Origin of the sequence: Mesobacillus selenatarsenatis SF-1 (genome assembly GCF_000813125.1) — a bacterium.
GTDB lineage: Bacteria > Bacillota > Bacilli > Bacillales > Cytobacillaceae > Mesobacillus > Mesobacillus selenatarsenatis.
The window spans coordinates 84208-101915 of the sequence record NZ_BASE01000035.1 but is presented as its reverse complement, the minus strand read 5'-3'; the positions used below and the strand labels follow the sequence as shown (position 1 = coordinate 101915).

The window sequence follows — 17708 nt, the reverse complement described above, 5'->3', positions numbered from 1 at the left end:
CTGTCTTGCTTTGCCCCAAATGCAGTTGATGGATCATTTTGGGTAAAAGCAGATACCCTGCTCTTCCCGAGATTCAGTTGCCAAACCATTCTAGGTAAAAGCAACAGGCCTGCTTTGCCGCAAAAAAAAGATTCATATGTATTAAGGATATTTTCAAATAGTATGTACTAGTAAAAAAGAGGTGTTCCAAGGTGAACACCTCTTTCTTGAAATTTTACTTCTTATCTGCCCACTTTAATTCAAGGTATCCTACCGGATGGCGTACAACATCAGTTACAGCTTCATTTTGAAGATAAACTTGGTTGTAGAAGTGAACAGTGAAGATTGGTGCTTCTTCAAACAAAATCTTCTCTGCCTCATACATTAATTCAAAACGTTTTGCTTCGTCAGATTCATTTTTTGCTTGTTGAATAAGCTCATCATACTTCGGATTGCCCCATCCAGTACGGTTCATGGAGTGGCCAGTCTGGAAGTTTTCCAGGAAGTTGATTGGATCTGCATAGTCAGCAAGGAATGAACTGCGGGAAACCTGGTGCTTTAGTGCTTTCTGTTCCTCCGCGAATACGTTCCATTCCATGTTCGCAAGCTTGACTTCAACACCTAAGTTTTCTTTGAACATTTGCTGTAAAGCTTCAGCGATCTTTTTGTGTACATCACTTGTACTATATGTCAGAGTAACTTCAGGAAGTTCAGTGTAACCTTCTTCTTCCATTCCCTTTTCCAACAGTGCTTTCGCTTCTTCTACATCAGTTTTATTGAAATCTCCATTTACTTCACGGAAATCCTTGCCTGAAGGATCCTGGAATCCTGGAGAAACAAATCCATATGCAGCTTTTTCTTTGTTCTTTGTAACAAAGTCAACGATTTTTTGCTGGTCAACAGCAAGTGCAAAGGCTTTACGGATATTTACATTCTGGAACGGTTCTTTAGTAACATTGAAGCGGTAGAAATAATCTCCTGCCTGATCTTCAACCTGTACCTTACCTTCTTCAAACAACTTATCACTTAATTCAGCAGGTACATCGGAAACATCCAGATCCCCAGCTTGATACATTTGATATTCAGTGTTTGTGTCGTCTACGATCGCCCATTCAACTCGGTCAAGGTTTACGTTTTCAGCGTCCCAATACTGGTCATTCTTTTCCATGACGAATTTTGTGTCATGCTCCCAGCTTCCAAGGTTAAATGGTCCGTTACCTACGAATGAGTCAGCTTCAGAGAACCATTCTGGATTTTCTTTCGCTACCTTTTCGTTGATCGGGAAGAATGCCGGATTGGCAATGACACTTAAGAAATATGCCTGTGGACTTGTTAAAGTAACTTCAAACGTCTTGTCATCTACTGCTTTTACTTTTACATTGTCAGCAGAACCCTCTCCGCTGTTGAATTCCTCTCCGCCTTCAATGAAATAACCGAGGAAAGCAGCAGCTGATCCAGTTGTTGGATCCAAAAGACGCTTCCAGGCGAATTCGAAATCTTTTGCTGTTACAGCGTCACCGTTGGACCATTTAGCATCTTCACGAATGTGGAATGTGTATGTCTTTCCATCTTCAGATACATCCCACTTTTCTGCAGTTGCAGCTTCTGGCTGATGATCTTTACCTAGTCGCGTAAGACCTTCCATCAGATTGTTCAAAGCGTTCCAAGATGCAGAATCGAAACCTATTGGCGGGTCAAATGATGTTGGTTCCTGACCATTGTTTAGATAAAGGACCTTTTCCTCTCCTTTTTCCCCACTGTCGTTTCCATCTTTTTCTTTCCCTGCATTATCGTTGGCGGTACATGCAGCCATCGTGAACACAAGCATTGCTGCCATGAGCATGGTTAATAACTTTTTCACTCTGTTCCCCCCTTATGTTGACTTAAAATTATATCAAAAAGGCATTAGCCTGTTTGAACACTATCTGTTTGCAAGCAATTTTTGCGCTCGCTCATCCTGTAGCCAGCAGTCCACACCGTGGCTGTCGGAAAGCTTTGTTGCTGAAGGGTAGACTTTGTCACAGACCTCCATTGCATATGGGCACCGGGCTGTAAACGGACATCCAACTGGCGGAGAGAATAAATCAGGCGGAGTCCCGGCGATAGGTATCAGCTCAGCACCATCCACATCCAAACGCGGAACAGAGTTCAATAACCCTTTCGTATATGGATGCTGTGGATTGTAAAAAACCTCTCTCCTTGTACCTGTTTCGACGATTTTACCAGCATACATGACCGCGATCCGATCTGCGACTTGTGCAACAACCCCTAAATCATGGGTTATCAGGATAATCGAGACACCTGTTTTTTTCTGGATATCACGGAACAATTCTAAAATCTGTGCCTGGATTGTCACGTCAAGCGCTGTTGTCGGCTCATCCGCAATTAAAACTTCAGGCTGGCAGACTAGCGCCATGGCAATAACAATCCTTTGCCTCATACCGCCGCTGAATTGATGAGGGTATTGTTTCAGGCGGACTTGTGGACTCGGTATTCCTACCAGATCAAGCATCTGTACTGCTACTTTCTTGGCCTGCTCCTTTGACAGGTTCATGTGCTGGAGAATTCCTTCGGTCAGCTGATCCCCGATTGTCAAAGTCGGATTCAATGCTGTCATCGGATCCTGGAAAATCATTGATATATCAGAACCGCGAATTTTTCGCATCTCAGAATCCTTCAGTTTCGTCAGATCCTTCTCTTTAAAAACGATGGAGCCACCATCAAACCTACCGGGTGGTTCCGGAATCAATCTCATGATACTTTGTGAAGTCACGCTCTTCCCGCAACCAGACTCCCCAACAATCGCTAAAGTTTCCCCTTTATGTAAATCAAAAGTGACTCCACGGACAGCCTTAACCTCACCCCCGTACGTCTTGAATGAAACATGAAGGTCCTTTACTTCAAGTACTTTTTCCATGTTGCCTACCTCCTTAGCTTCGGGTCAAGTGCATCCTGAAGCCCATCACCTAAAACGTTAAACGAAAACATTGTCATTGAAATGAAGAATGCCGGGAAAAACAGCCTCCACCAGTCACCTGATAAAATAACCGGCAAAGCATCACTTGCCATTGATCCCCAGCTCGCAAGCGGTGCCTGGATTCCCAAACCAAGGAAGCTAAGGAATGCCTCAGCAAAGATAGCAGATGGGACGGAAAGTGTTATTTGCACAATGATCGGTCCCATCGTATTTGGCAGCAGATTTTTGCGGATGATCCTTGCTGTTTTCGTTCCAAATGTTTTAGATGCCAAAACGTATTCGTAGTTCTTGATCTGCAGGACTTGACCGCGGACTATCCGCGCCATCCCTATCCATCCGGTAATCGTCAGTGCGAAAATGATTGTTGCAAGGCTAGGCCCCATCACTACACTGATTAAAATAACTACAAGCAAATATGGAAGCCCATAAAGAACCTCTATGATTCTCATCATGAAATGGTCTGTCCTGCCGCCTTTATAACCTGCAATCCCGCCATAAATGACTCCAATTAGAAAATCGATCAACGCTGCAGCAATGCCAACGAATAAAGATATACGTGCGCCATACCAAGTCCGGGTAAATACGTCGCGCCCGAGTTCATCGGTTCCAAACCAATGCTCGCTTGACGGCGGAAGATTTTGATTGACCAAATCCTGATGGTCAACAGTGTGTGGCGAAATGATAGGCCCGAAAATCGCCATGAATGTCAAAACAGATAAGAAGAATAACCCCATCATGGCCAGCTTGTTTTTCAGGAGGCGTCTCCATGCATCCTGCCAATACGACAGGCTAGGCCTGACAACAGCTTCTGCTTCCGAGTCACTTTTTTCTATAGGAACGAACCAGTCGTCAGGAATTGACGGTACTTCTGGTGGTTCCTGATGTTTGCGCAGAGCCATCATTTTCCCTCCTTTTTATGAAGCTTGATCCTTGGATCAAGAATGCCATAAGCGAGGTCTACAAGGAAAAGCATCATAATCAATACTGTACTGTAAAAAATCGTTGTTCCCATTATGACAGGATAGTCACGCTGGTTGATGCTTTCGACAAAGTACTTGCCCATGCCTGGAATCGCAAAGATCTTTTCAATTACGAAAGTTCCTGTGAGTATACTAGCTGCCAATGAGCCAAGAATCGTGACAACTGGCAGTAATGCATTCTTTAAAGCATGTTTGAAGACGATTTTCACAGGTGACAGCCCTTTTGCCTTTGCTGTCCGTATGTAGTCTTGTGTCATGACTTCGAGCATGCTCGATCTCGTCAAACGTGCGATGATTGCCATAGGCCCGGTAGCAAGTGCCAGAGTCGGCAGAATCATATGCTTCGGACTCGTCCAGGTAGCAACCGGAAGAATCCCCCAGGTTACAGCTAACTGCTGGATCAATAGGGTTGCCATTACAAAGTTCGGAACCGAAATACCGACTACCGCAACTGTCATCGCAAGATAATCAATCAAGCCATTATGGCGAAGTGCCGCAATGATTCCCAGAAGAATGCCAGAAAAAATCGCGACGATCAGCGTGATCATCCCCAGTTCAAATGAAACAGGGAATCCTCTTCCAAGCATTTCGTTTACAGTCTGTGAGGACTTTTTGATAGAGGGTCCAAAATCGAATGTCGCGACAGATTTTAAGTATATAAAGTATTGAACGTATAAAGGCTCATCCAAATGATAGAAACTTTCAAGGTTCTTTTGGACTGCTTCACTCGTCGCCCGCTCTTCGTTAAAAGGAGAACCAGGAATTGAGTGCATCAAGAAGAAGGTCAGTGTGATGATCACCAGCAGGGTAACCGCCATCGAGCCCAGTCGTTTAAGTATGTAATGGAGCATTAACTCACATCCTTATCATGTCTTTATGTCAGTTCTTAAGGTGAATGAAAAATATTCTATGAGAAAGTCGTCCTCATTGCGAGTTCTGTCATCACAAGCATAGCTTGATAGGCTTCTAGAATGTTCTTAGCCTGGTAGCGGACAATAGTGGTCCCTTCTTCAATTTCTGTTCCAGGCATCAAGTTTGCCCACTCTGCCTGTCCATAGTTGGCAAATTCAATTCTTAACACAGGGTTCTCAGGGGGAGTAAGCGGTTTCACTTTATCCAGATTCTTAATAGCCCATTCTGTCTTTTCAGAAAGCAATTCACCGGCTTTTACTGGTGTTAGAGATTTTGCCGCAGACCTTGAAATGGACTGTTTAACGACGGCGCTTGTAATGCCAGGAATTAGTGCCTCTGCTTCGCGGGCTGCTCCATCATCCCCCGCGACCATGATGACAGGTACTCCATAATGACCTGCTACATAAGCGTTGAAACCGAGCTCTCCTATTTGAACGTCATTAATCCACATATGACGTACACCGAAAATCATCGAATGTGACATCACACCGCTCATAGAAGCTCTTGAATGGTAGCCGACGAAAATTGCTCCACCAAAGCTTTCATCCAATCCCTGAACCATGGAAAATGGTTTCACATCTCCTGTAATCAACTGTGTTTCCGGATGAAGATCCTCTATTAAAAGGTTGTTCATCTTGGAGTGACTATCATTGACGATGACTTCCTGACAGCCAGTCTCAAATGCTTTCGCAATCACAAAGTTTGCTTCCTGAGTCATGATTTTCCGGCCTCGTTCGTAATTGTGCTTTGAAGTGTCAACATGGGTATGGTCAACCAGACCAGTAATCCCTTCCATGTCCACTGATATGTATAATTTCATTTTTCACCCAACTTTCTATGAATAATTATCTTAAAATTATAAATAATAAAACTACCAACCGCAACCTTTTTTCCTATTAATTTCTGTTATTTCAAGGAAATAGGAGATTTGTCACTAGTTTATTAACGCCAATAATACTATTAAGTGAATAATATTTTTAGCCTGATTATTTATTAAGTGTGGAGGAAATGAATTTCCAAATCCATTTCCGTACCCGGGGTCCTTTTAAAAACAGTTTTTTCAAGATAATGGTTTAGGGTAAAAAAAAGAGCGCAATGATATGCGCTCCTACCCTTTGAGATTATGCTGCTCCATTAATTCAATAAAATGGGTTAGAACCCTTGCTGTCAGGCCCCAAATCACCTTGCCATTCGTACTGTAGAAATATTCATCCATCGTTCTTGTCTGCCAATTATAGTTCTCGCCGCCAATGATTAAATCAAACGGAAATCCGTCTTCTGGTTCAACCTGAAAATTTATCTTATAACTATCGGGCTGGTTCTTTTTAAAAAAGGACAAAGGAACAGTGAATACCTCTCCTACTTCTGCTTCATTAGGAATGATGGTGTTTAAATTACTTATTCTACCGGCAAAAGGGTAAATAATTGTGCCGAATGCAGACACCATGTAATCCAAAGGAAAAACATCAATAATCTCGCTTTCCTTTATCCCGAGTTCTTCTGAAGTTTCCCTGACCGCTGCTTTTTGAGGATCCTCTCCCTCTTCTAATTTCCCGCCAGGAAAACAAACCTCGCCAGGCTGTCTCCTCATTTTAAGGGAACGAACCTCGAATAGAATATGGACTTCACCATTAACTTCTACTAACGGCAGCAATACTGCGAATTTGATGAATTTTTCATGACCCAAAATTGAGGGTGTCCGCCCCAATAAAGTATTTGAAATCTGGTTTATGTTCATTATCGGACATCCACTCTCCCTGTTTTAGTATGTATTTTATTTTATTATGAATAGCACGATAAAAGAAAGAAAACGGCTTTTTTATCGCAGCATATTTATTAACTTGCCGAAACAACAAGGTTACAATTTTCCGTTTCAGTTCGAAACCAAGGCTTTATAAAAATGAAAGAGCAGCGACCGAATGCCGCTGCTCTTTCAATCAGATTATGATCCTGTCGCCCGGCCTTTGATCGCTTTATACGCAATCAAGATAATACCGATGATGAGCAGAATGTGAATGATGCCGCCGGCGATTTCGAAAATCAGTCCTAATAACCAGAGCACCAGTAATATACTCGCTATTGTCCACAACATTAGGAACGTCTCCTTTCGCTGTATTCTTAATAAAAGTTTACCCCTTAGACATTTACATTAAACAAGCTAGTTGTGATAAGGGTTAATCAAATATTTGATTACTTTGCCATCGATATGTCACACTAAAAAAAACAACAATTTAAGGAGCACAGCTTATGCCAAACTACAAGATATTATTCTTAGATATAGATGGAACAATTTTAACTCCTGATGATAGTATTGAGGATTCCACCAAAGTGGCCATCAATGAAATGAAAAAACAAGATATTGAGGTTGTTTTAGCTACCGGACGTCCGATTCATGAGATTAAAGAGCTTGGTCAAGAACTTCAAATCTCCTCGTTTATCGGATACAACGGAGCCTTGGGAATATATGAAGGTGATACAATCTTTGCAGAACCAATGCATACTGAGGATGTAAAATACATCCTGGAGGTTGCAAAAGAAAATAATCATGAAGTTGTCTTGTATACCGATTCAAAAAATTATTTAACTGACCTGGACTCCGGTTTAGTTAAAACTTTCCTTCAGCAATTCCATTTGCGGCAGAATGATGTTTTTACAGAAGAAGTCATCGAAGATATTCTCGGCATGACGATTATCACTACAGGAGTTAACGGAGAGGGACTATACAACTTCAATGATGAAATTCATTTGTCACAGGTCAACGTTGAGGGGATGCAGCATTGCTTCGATGTCATCCGAGATCAGGTAAATAAAGGTGTAGGCATTCAATTCTTATTGAAAAAACTTGGAATAGAGCGCGAAAGCTCTATTGCCTTCGGGGACGGAATGAATGATAAAGAAATGCTTACTTTTGCAGGAGAAGGATTTGCCATGGGAAATGCCCATCCCGACTTGTACCAGCATGCAAAGCATAGGACGACAGATGTTACTGACTCAGGAATTTATAACGGTTTAAAGTCGCTTGGCTTATTGAAATAAAAATGGAACCTCTAACGTATTAGGTTCCATTATTTATTTTTTTTTGACATTTCTTCAAACAAAACGTATCATAAAGATATATCAAATTGATATATATATATATATTTATAAAGGAGTAATGACCATGTCAATTGAACATTCCATTCTTGCAGTGATTAGCTTCCGTCCTAGTACGGGTTATGATATAAAGGCTGAGTTTGAGCATAAAGCTGCGGGACTGTTCTGGGGTATCAGTTACGGAAGTCTATATCCTAAACTCAAGAAGCTTGTAGAACAGGGTTATATCAGTTTAATTGAAACTGATACAGAAGGCCGGAAGAAAAAACTTTATGAGCTGACAGGAAAAGGCTGGATCGAGCTGGAAAGCTGGCTTGCAAAAAGGCCAGAGCCTCTTTCAATCAAGGATGAGTTATTCATTAAAATCGCAGCCTGGCACGATGAAATGGATATTAGCTTACTTGCTGGCCATTTAAGAGCAAGAGCTGAGGAGTCACAGGAAATTTTAAATTTCGTCAAAGGATGGAAACAAAACAATACTTCTTATATAAGCAGCGTAGGAATGCTGGCCATGAGATACGCAGAGTTAAAGCTCGAGGCTGAGCTCCTATGGATTGAAGAGTCCCTTGCTTCCATAAAGAAAGAAAGTCTGCCTGCCGGGCAGGATCCTAAAAAACTTGGTGAGAAACAGCTTGCACGGAGGAAAACCGCATTGAAAGCAGATAAATAGGAGGCTGGGACATGGAAGCAGGAATGTTTAAACCGCTAAGAAACAAGGCTTATCGGTCACTTTTTGGCGCACAGGTATTTTCTGACTTGGGGAATTGGCTCGATTTTATCGCAATACAAGTGATTGTCGCATACCATTGGGGTCTGGGGGAAGCAGCAATCGCTTCCGTGATCATTGTCATGGGCATACCCTGGGTAATCATTGGACCGCTTGCCAGTGTGTTTGTCGACAAACTTCCGAAAAAAACATTTATGATCTCTTGCCTATCGTTAAGAATACTGTTTGTCGCCGGATTATTTTTCGCTCCTAACCTATATGTATTGCTTCTGTTTGTATTCCTTAAGGCTACTGTTTCCGCCTTGTATGATCCTGCCAGACAAAGTGCAATTAGACATACGGTTCCAGAGGAAGAGCTTCCTGAGGCAGTGACTTTAAGTCAGCTTTCTGTCAATACCATGAAAATCGTTGGTCCCGCTTTAGGTGGTGGAATGATTGCTCTATACGGTGTTAAAAGCCCCTTTGTCTTTGAAGCTGCTGGGTTTCTGATTGCAATATTGCTTTTATTGACATTGCCTAAAATTGAAACAGAAGATAACCTCCTTGAACCTCAAAAAACGTCTTATTTTAAAGAACTTTCCGAAGGAATAAATCATATCTTTTCATCGAGGATTTTAAAAGCAGCAATCATACTATCTTCCATTGCCTTTTTCATTATCTTTCTATACGACGGATTATTTATTTTCGTGGCACAAGACCTTGGTTTTGATCAGTCAGAATTCGGTTTACTTGTCAGTTCCGTTGGTTTTGGCAGTGTAGTAGGCGCACTTTTCCTGGGCAGGTGGACGGACTGGAAGCATAAGCCGATTCACCTAATGGCTTCCGCCTCAGTTATAAGCGGATTATTGATTCTTGGAATTGGAACAGGTGTCATGGGATTATTTGAATTACCTAAGATGCTTTGGATGGCAGGTGCGTTCCTGCTTGGAATTCTCGCATCAGCCGAAGGAGTCCCATATGGATATGTCCTTCAGTCTGAAACACCCAGGAAAATGATGGGAAGAGTTTCAGCGGCGGCAATGTCACTTCAAACATTCTCTATGCTTGTCGCTCCGGCAGCAGGTGCACTGCTCGCAAAATGGATTGGGGTTTCTGGCGTATTGATGGGTGCTGGAATCGCTACATTTTTCATGGGGACAATCACTTTGATTATACGGCTAAAGCAAACAAGCGGAAAAGCTGAACTTAATAATTTTGGGAGTTAAAAGGGAAAAGCCGCTGTCACGGGACAGTGGCTTTTTGCAATCAATCCTTATTCAGTAGTTCTTCCCCTGCTATACCAGGGTTTGTCATTTCATATGGATTCAGGATCAAATCAAGCTCTTCTTCTGTAAGCACATCATAAGCAAGGCAAAGTTCCCGTACAGATTTTCCTGTCAGTATTGCTTCCCTTGCAATTCTTGATACCGCTTCATAACCAAGGTGCGGATTGACAGCGGTGATAATGCCTACACTTCTTTCCACATCTTTTTCGAGCTTCTCTTTGTTCGCTTCAATCCCTACAAGACAATGGTCAGTAAACACCTTGAACCCATTGTTCATGATGCTGATTGATTGAATCAGGTTAAAAATAAGGACTGGTTCCATGACATTTAACTCGAGCTGGCCCGCTTCGGAAGCAAGACAGATGGTATGGTCGTTTCCAATAACCTGGAAAGCAACCTGGTTGATGACCTCAGGCATAACCGGGTTCACCTTGCCAGGCATGATGGATGAACCTGGCTGTCTTGAAGGAAGGAAAATCTCGTTGAAACCCACTCGTGGACCTGACGCCATCAGTCGTAAGTCGTTGGCTATTTTCGACATATTCATCATGCAAACCTTCAATGCAGCAGATACTGTTGTATAAGCATCGGTATTTTGTGTCGCATCCACTAAATGGTCAGCATTCCTTAAAGGATATCCGCTGATTTCAGAAAGGTGGCGGACTACATTTTTGATGTATTTTGGATTGGCATTAAGCCCGGTTCCCACGGCAGTTGCTCCCATATTCACTTCGAAGAGATGGCCGCGAGTATGCTTAATTCTGTCGATATCGCGTTCAATCACCCTTGTATATGCTTCAAATTCCTGGCCTAGACGGATTGGCACAGCGTCCTGTAAATGCGTCCTGCCCATTTTTATGACAGCATCAAATTCCCTTGCTTTCTGGGAAAAAACATCGCGCATGATCTGCATAGTATCCAATAGCTTGTCCAAAAGGGATAGCACAGAAATGTGCATCGCAGTAGGAAATGCATCATTTGTCGATTGAGCCATGTTCACATGAGAGTTGGGGCTTAATGTGAAATAATCCCCTTTCTTCTCACCAAGCAATTCCAGCGCGCGATTCGCAATTACTTCATTCGTGTTCATGTTTATGGAGGTCCCAGCCCCTCCCTGAATTGGATCTACAATAAACTGTTCATGCCACTGCCCCTGGATAATTTCATCAGCAGCTTTTACAATGACCTCTCCAAGGCCGCCGTAAAGCCTTCCTGTTTCCATATTCGCAAGTGCCGCAGCTTTTTTCACCATGGCCATTGCCTTTATAAGTTCACTATGTATTCTATACCCAGTTATCGGGAAGTTTTCAACAGCCCTTAAAGTTTGAATGCCATAATACGCATCAGCTAAAACTTCCTTAGTACCCAGAAAATCCTTTTCAATACGGACTTTAACCTCAGACATTTGTTCTACCCCTCCAAAAACGTGAAAATTCGTAATTAATCTAAATTTTGTATTGATGGCAATTATTTTCCGACAATCTTCTCAGTAACTTCTTAGTCCCCCTTAGCCAAAATAATGGCCTACATGACTATTGTAAATCAAAAAGAAGAATTCATCACGACAAATCATCATTTTCCTAAACCTAGATAGCGAAAACTGTATGATTTCTGATTGTTATGCTGAAACTCCACTACTTTTGAGAGCTTTTGTCACCATGCAGGAAAACAGGAATGTTCTTGCTGAATTGTAATAGGACATAGAATTTATCATAAACCAAAACAGAAAGGAATGTGCATGATGACTGACACTCAATTCATGAAGGCATACACAATCAAAGAGGTGTCCAAGAAAATAAATGTTCCGTCTGGCACCATTAGACAATGGGAAAAAGATCTTGCGGGACTACTGATCGTCCCAAGAACAAAACAAGGAGCAAGATTTTACACGGATATAGAAATAGACCAACTGATGAAGATAAAACAAATGCGTGATAAAAATCTAAGCAAAGAAATGATTCGGGAACTTCTACAGAGACATATGAGCTCTGATACAATTTCCAATCAAGCTCCAAATGAAAACAGCCTTACTGAAAAGTCGGATTTGCCAGCCGCTTCACCGGCGGGCAGCCCAAATGAATATGGTGCTTTTATGGTGGCATTGGAACAATATAAGGAAACCCTGCTTGAGGAAGTCAAAGCAGAAATCAGGAACGGCATACGGAAGGAGGTTCTGGATGAAGTAAAAAAAGAAATCTCCAAAGGGACTTTTACAACAGTTAGAACCCTTTCCGATTCTATCTATAAAACAGGAGAAAAAACCAATGAACAAATTTTGGTGCTATCTGAAACAGTTGCCAGAAGCTCGGAAGAAAGTTCCGAACGTCTCGGAACCATATCTTCAGAGCTTACGAATGTTTCGAAAGGCACTTCCGAAATCAGTACGAACCTTGCAAAAGTTTCTAAAGGTACTACGGAAATGTTCAGCAAGCTTTCAGATTCTGTAACTAAAGCTTCACAGGGTACGACTGATAAAATCACGAAGCTGACCGAGAGTGTTGCGAAGGTTTCAAAAGGTACTTCTGAAAAAATAAATGCACTTTCCGGCAGTCTTTCGAATGTCTCGAAGGGCACTTCCGAACGATTTGCATCTTTGACATCTAGTTTGACTAAAAACTCAAAAGGCACGAATGAAAAAATTGTAAAATTAGAAAGTACGGTCAATAAGCTGTCTACCGGTACAAATAAGGAATTATCACTTTTGGCAAAGCGCCTGAATGAGACAACCGAGACAGTTTCCGAAGAATTTAAAATTCTTGCGGACTATGTTTCAAATAGTCGCGAGACAACAAATCAGGAGCTCTCTAATTTAAACCAGGTCATCAATCAGGAACGAGATTATTTTGTCCGCACCCTTCAAAGTGAACGTGAAGAATTACGCCGGGAGATCAGACAGCGGGACGAAATGTTTAAAAATATGGTCGATAGCTTCAGGGAGACGGCAGCTTCGAAACAATCAAAACGCAATTGGTGGAAGGTTTGGAAGTAGTTTTCTTTTTTGCTGACATATAACTTGTAAAGATGTAAATAATATTGACACTTATGCACCAGATCTCCATTATGCAATGCAAGAAATACTCTTGGGAGGGAAATTGGAGATGTTGAGATATTTTCGCTGGATGGCAATAACATCATTGGTCATTTACTTATCAGGAGCATCATCAGATTTTGCTTTAGCGGAGATCTCCTCAGATTACGGGCAAATAAATGCAATTAATATCTCTCATCGCGGTGCTTCAGGCCATGCCCCCGAACATACATTGCAGGCTTATGAACTAGGGAATGCCATGAATGGAGATTACATTGAAATCGACCTTCAAATGACGAAGGATGGAGAATTAATTGCGCTGCATGACGAAACAATTGACCGGACTACGGAGAGAAAGGGTCTGGTCAAAAACCTTACTCTAAAGGAAATAAAGAAACTTGATGCAGGATCATGGTTTAATGATGCTTTCCCTGAAAAAATGAGTACCGAGTATTTGGGCCTTCAAATCCCTACCCTGCGAGAGGTGCTTGATAGGTTCGGTCCAGACTCGAAGTTTTTCATAGAAACCAAATCGCCTGAAGTCTATCCTGGAATGGAAGAAAAACTAATAAATATACTGAATGAATACAATCTCATTGGTGCCCATCATACATTCGGAAATGTTGTTGTTCAATCATTCAGTGTAGAGAGTTTAAGGAAAGTCCACGAAATAGATAAGTCGATTCCATTGGTCCAGCTATTGTCCTACTACGCTCCAGCGGTCATCACCGATACTGAAGTAAGCAAGATCAAGGAGTATGCGGTTGGTGTTGGATTGCATTATACGGCAGTTAGTCCAGGGTATATTAAAAAGGTCACAGATTCTGGTTTAATGGTTTTCCCTTATACAGTCAATGAAAAGGAAGATATGAACATGCTTTTGGATTGGGGAGTCACAGGGATGTTTACCAATTACCCCGATCGGTTGAACGAAGTCATACAAAGCAGAATATCAAAAAAGCCGTAAATCTTATCAAGACAAAAGCTGCCTTTTGGCAGCTTTGTTAACTTAATAATGAGACTTGTTATACATGCACTCTTATAGGTAGTAAACCTCCCGCTTAAAGGCCTCTTTAATGACTAAATGCACCCTTTTAGGTAGTGAACTTCCCGCATAAGAGCTCAATTATTGGTATCTTCTCAATAGAGTCTATTTTTATATCCTTCTTCCAACCTCTTCTTTATATCAGCTTCTGAGGATCCAGGAAGCTTAGAGTGTGCTGCCAAAATTTCAGCACCCGATGGCAAATCAGATGTATCTGCCCAGCTTTCAGGATCCCATAAGCCGGACCGTTTCAACGCTTTTCCGCATTGTATATAGCATTCCTCTATTTCTACTACGATTCCAAGCAGAGGATTCTTTCCGCCGGCTTTCATCCTTTCTAGTAGCTCTGGTTCCCGTGTCAAACTGGCCTTCCCATTCACTCTCAATGTTTCTGGCATCCCAGGTATAAGAAATAACAGGCCTACCCTTGGATTGGATAAGATATTTTTCAATGAGTCCATTCTTTTGTTGCCGGGACGGTCTGGAATCACAACCCGGTTTTCGTCCAGAACAAGCACAAAACCAGGTGCATCTCCCCTCGGGGAGGCGTCTGTGTGGCCGTTTTCGTCAGAGGTAGATAAGACCAGAAACGGTGATTGGTCTATGTAGTTACGGCAATGTTCATCTACGAAAGGAATAACCTTCCGTTTGGCCAGCTCACTAGGCTCCCCGAACAATGTCCTTAATTCTGCAAAGCTATTAATTACATGATTCATTAAATCATCTCCCAGTGTAGAACAATTATTTTTCCTTGGTCCATGCTTAAAAAAATGAGCTAAACAGTGAAAGGCTTGTAATACTTCCAACTGGTAAAAATAATATGCTAGGATGGTATTGTCCTACTTGGATGGCAAAAAATATTATAGAAGGTGCAGCATTGAGATTAACCGTGAATACAAGTTCATTTATATTTGCATTTTTGATAGCCTTGTCTGGTGGTTTGGTGTTTTCACTCTTATCAATTCCGGTTCCATGGCTGCTCGGGCCGATGTCGGCAATTATGATTGCTGATCGATTCAAAGGTTTATCTCTAAGTTGGCTGAGATCCTTAAGAGATGTAGCGTTAATGCTCATCGGTTATTCAATTGGCCTTTCCTTTACAAGCTCCTCTGTTGAAAATATCATAGAAAACCTCCCGGCAATGCTGATCATGACGGTGATCCTTGTAGCGTCTGCTGCCTTGATATCTAAAGTTATTTCAAGGCTGTCCGGTGTTGATTATCCTACAGTATTAATTGGCAGCATCCCAGGCGGGTTGTCACAAATGATCATTTTTGCAGAAGAAATGAAAGGGATTGATGTCACAACGGTTACCTTCCTTCAGGTATCCAGGTTATTGATGATTGTTTTTGTCGTTCCTTTTATCATATTCGGGCCAGTTTTCGATATTAGTCATATGAAGAATGAATTGGCAGGCTCGGGTCCATTCATTTTTGACCCATTTATGTTCTTTATATTTTCTATAGTATGTATCCTCGGAGTGATTATTGGCAAGGAACTGAGATTGCCTACTCCATTTTTACTAGGTCCGCTATTAGGTACGGCCATAATGACTTATTCTGGCTATACAGGCCCAACTCTGCCAACATCAGTCATGGATGCTTCACAACTGATGATAGGCGGCTATATTGGTATTTTATTAAAACCTGAGAAATTAAAGAAGAAAGCATCCACCATCATTCTCGCTTTGTTAAGTGGTTTCTTGCTTGTAATCGGTTCTTTGGTGTTAAGTTTCTTTCTATCAGACGCTTTAAACATCGATATAGTTACAAGTTTTCTGAGTCTGGCACCAGGTGGAATGGATCAAATGGGTATAATCGCACATGAGGTAAGTGCTGATTTATCAATTGTTTCAGGCTTTCAAATATTTAGGTTATTTTTCATTTATTTTGTAGTTCCTCCGGTTTTAAGGTGGTATTTTATAAGAAGAAAAATAAACCGGAAAGAGGATTCTCATTAATATTCAGGGGTATATTAACTAACATCTAAAAAATACTTAGATGGAGGAATGAAATTGAACCTTTCGTTTAATAATCTGTTTAATAAAGCAAAAACAACTTTACATCATGCATATAGTCACGCTAAGGAGACCCTTTATTCCATCACAGGGACCTCTTCAGCCTCTGTTCAGCAAATAGCTGATTTCGTGAAGACTCATCCTGATGCAACAGTTGTAAAAAAAGAATACCTGGGTGTGAATTTATCGTTTTATGAACTCGTACAGGGTGAAATGAGCTACTATCTAGAGACAAAAAATGCAAAAGTTTTGCAGCTTGATGTCCATTCCCATAATCACACTGTTGTAGCTTACCGATCATACCGAGATCATTTATCAGTTAACACTCCCGTAAAATTTCCAAATGCACAGAATACCAAATAAGCTGGAAGAACTTCTCTTCCCTATTCATGATACATCAAACAATAATTAATGGTGTCCCAAAGGATATGGGACACCCTATTTTCAGTCCTTTATGTCAAACCGGACAACTGGTCGCGGTCGTCAGCCATTGGAGGTTCCTCCAACCATGAGTTTTTGATCATGATATTGGCACCATCTTCTGCATATAGCGCAATTTCAGGAATCAGTGAAGCATATTTCAGTCCAATATCCTTACGCGGACTTGCTGCCATAGCGGCACCATAATTCCCGATACCTGCGGCGATCATTGCTGAGACATGGAATAAGATAAGTTTATCTGAAAATACCTGTGTTGTACTGTCTGTTACAGCTGAATCCCAAAACATGGGGGCCGGGATGTCATTATTCTTGAGGATATCACTGAACAAATCAACATGTTTTTGAGCGATTTTCTTTCCTCGCTGCAGATAGCCTTTGACCTCTTTATCCTGGGCCACTTGCAAGAAGCCCATGATCAGAGCCTTTCCTATTTGGTTTGTTTGTATATTCAGGAATAGATGAGTAATTTCCACTGAGGTAAGCGCGCGTCTCCTGCTTTTGACCCCTGACAGGAATTTTTGTTTTTCAACAAAATCAACTTTATCTGGCACAGAAATAAATGGTGGTCTTATGTAAGTTCCTTGCTCCAGCATTGTTTCCCTAGTCAAATCTTGCAGTCCTATCGCAGATTTTAAGACGCTTTTATGAAAGTTAATTACATCAGGCCGCGTCCCAAGTCCGATTGCCACAGTATTTGCTGCCATACCAAGGATAGACATATGCCTTAAATACATCATGATGAATGTATCGGAAAAAAGCCGTGGAGCATGGACATTCACGTCTTTCTTTGTGAATCCAATTGGGTAGGGAAAATCTTCACGATTGAAAATCTCCTTTAAAAGAGAAATGTTTTTTTGTGATGCGCCGAGAGCAAACTCCACGATTTCTTTTACCTTTTTGTCGTCTATGTTGTTCATAAAATAACTCAAAACACAAATAGAGACTGTATCATTTATGTATTGCGTCCATAAACTGGACATTTCTGCCGCAGTAAGCCGGATTTTTGTCTTGTCCTCCATTTTTACACCCCAATGCACTGATAATATCTATATCTTTCCTTAACTTTCCGATATTTATTTAATAATCTACCTGTGTTAAAGATAAATGGTGAATGTTAAGCATTGTAGATTTAAGCGGAATGGAGCGATAAAAACATCCTATCAATTTTACAAAAAGATAGTAAAATAGAAGTATGATATAAATTTAGGAGTGAGCAAGCTGAGCGCAATTTTTTTATTGATTAT

At 41.3% G+C, this 17708-nt stretch carries 17 protein-coding genes; 7 read left to right on the top strand and 10 right to left on the bottom strand.

Going from position 1 to position 17708, the window contains the following annotated elements; translation table 11 throughout:
- Positions 1-214: 214 nt before the first annotated feature.
- The 7 genes from TY49_RS08090 to TY49_RS24585 form a co-directional block, all read right to left on the bottom strand.
- On the bottom strand, positions 215-1840 hold the full coding sequence (locus TY49_RS08090; RefSeq protein WP_269745724.1) for a peptide ABC transporter substrate-binding protein: 1626 nt from the start codon (positions 1838-1840) through the stop codon (positions 215-217).
- Positions 1841-1900: 60 nt separating this feature from the next.
- Entirely contained in the window at positions 1901-2896 is a 996-nt protein-coding gene (locus TY49_RS08085) for an ABC transporter ATP-binding protein (RefSeq protein ID WP_041965395.1), read from the bottom strand.
- Positions 2897-2901: 5 nt separating this feature from the next.
- Positions 2902-3855 (bottom strand): ABC transporter permease, encoded by a 954-nt coding sequence (locus tag TY49_RS08080; RefSeq protein ID WP_041965394.1) that lies wholly within the window; start codon positions 3853-3855, stop codon positions 2902-2904.
- The gene (locus TY49_RS08075) at positions 3855-4787 is read right to left on the bottom strand and encodes an ABC transporter permease (protein ID WP_041965393.1); all 933 of its coding nucleotides are present in this window, start codon (positions 4785-4787) and stop codon (positions 3855-3857) included. The genes TY49_RS08080 and TY49_RS08075 overlap by 1 nt, the downstream gene beginning before the upstream one ends.
- A gap of 56 nt (positions 4788-4843) precedes the next feature.
- The gene (gene dppA / locus TY49_RS08070; RefSeq protein WP_041965392.1) at positions 4844-5668 is read right to left on the bottom strand and encodes a D-aminopeptidase DppA; all 825 of its coding nucleotides are present in this window, start codon (positions 5666-5668) and stop codon (positions 4844-4846) included.
- Between the two features lie 288 nt (positions 5669-5956).
- Positions 5957-6586: an NUDIX hydrolase gene (locus tag TY49_RS08065; protein ID WP_041965391.1), complete on the bottom strand. Its 630-nt coding sequence runs from the start codon at positions 6584-6586 to the stop codon at positions 5957-5959.
- A gap of 204 nt (positions 6587-6790) precedes the next feature.
- Complete coding sequence (locus TY49_RS24585; protein WP_156972634.1) at positions 6791-6940, bottom strand: lmo0937 family membrane protein; 150 nt, start codon at positions 6938-6940, stop codon at positions 6791-6793.
- Positions 6941-7095: 155 nt separating this feature from the next.
- On the opposite strand from TY49_RS24585, the gene TY49_RS08060 reads away from it, so the two are divergent.
- The 3 genes from TY49_RS08060 (at position 7096) to TY49_RS08050 (ending at position 9873) form a co-directional block, all read left to right on the top strand.
- Positions 7096-7884: a Cof-type HAD-IIB family hydrolase gene (locus TY49_RS08060; protein WP_041965390.1), complete on the top strand. Its 789-nt coding sequence runs from the start codon at positions 7096-7098 to the stop codon at positions 7882-7884.
- Positions 7885-8008: 124 nt separating this feature from the next.
- Positions 8009-8611: a PadR family transcriptional regulator gene (locus TY49_RS08055; RefSeq protein WP_041965389.1), complete on the top strand. Its 603-nt coding sequence runs from the start codon at positions 8009-8011 to the stop codon at positions 8609-8611.
- Positions 8612-8622: 11 nt separating this feature from the next.
- Positions 8623-9873, top strand: a complete 1251-nt coding sequence (locus tag TY49_RS08050; protein WP_041965388.1) for an MFS transporter — start codon at positions 8623-8625, stop codon at positions 9871-9873.
- A 40-nt stretch (positions 9874-9913) separates the two neighbouring features.
- Here TY49_RS08050 and aspA read toward each other — a convergent pair whose 3' ends face one another.
- Entirely contained in the window at positions 9914-11338 is a 1425-nt protein-coding gene (aspA, locus tag TY49_RS08045) for an aspartate ammonia-lyase (protein ID WP_041965387.1), read from the bottom strand.
- A gap of 333 nt (positions 11339-11671) precedes the next feature.
- On the opposite strand from aspA, the gene TY49_RS08040 reads away from it, so the two are divergent.
- The gene (locus TY49_RS08040; RefSeq protein WP_198135600.1) at positions 11672-12922 is read left to right on the top strand and encodes a MerR family transcriptional regulator; all 1251 of its coding nucleotides are present in this window, start codon (positions 11672-11674) and stop codon (positions 12920-12922) included.
- A 109-nt stretch (positions 12923-13031) separates the two neighbouring features.
- Positions 13032-13928: a glycerophosphodiester phosphodiesterase gene (locus tag TY49_RS08035; protein ID WP_041965386.1), complete on the top strand. Its 897-nt coding sequence runs from the start codon at positions 13032-13034 to the stop codon at positions 13926-13928.
- A gap of 173 nt (positions 13929-14101) precedes the next feature.
- Here TY49_RS08035 and TY49_RS08030 read toward each other — a convergent pair whose 3' ends face one another.
- Positions 14102-14722, bottom strand: coding sequence for a pyridoxamine 5'-phosphate oxidase family protein (locus TY49_RS08030; protein WP_041965385.1), 621 nt, complete (start codon positions 14720-14722; stop codon positions 14102-14104).
- 161 nt (positions 14723-14883) lie between these two features.
- On the opposite strand from TY49_RS08030, the gene TY49_RS08025 reads away from it, so the two are divergent.
- Both TY49_RS08025 and TY49_RS08020 read left to right on the top strand, forming a co-directional pair.
- Positions 14884-15966, top strand: coding sequence for an AbrB family transcriptional regulator (locus tag TY49_RS08025; RefSeq protein WP_232310414.1), 1083 nt, complete (start codon positions 14884-14886; stop codon positions 15964-15966).
- A 54-nt stretch (positions 15967-16020) separates the two neighbouring features.
- Complete coding sequence (locus TY49_RS08020; RefSeq protein WP_052442129.1) at positions 16021-16386, top strand: hypothetical protein; 366 nt, start codon at positions 16021-16023, stop codon at positions 16384-16386.
- An 89-nt stretch (positions 16387-16475) separates the two neighbouring features.
- On the opposite strand, the gene TY49_RS08015 is transcribed toward TY49_RS08020, so the two are convergent.
- Positions 16476-17483 carry a DUF3231 family protein gene (locus tag TY49_RS08015; RefSeq protein WP_041965383.1) on the bottom strand — a complete coding sequence of 336 codons (1008 nt, stop codon included), beginning with the start codon at positions 17481-17483 and terminating at the stop codon, positions 16476-16478.
- Between the last annotated feature and the right edge of the window lie 225 nt (positions 17484-17708).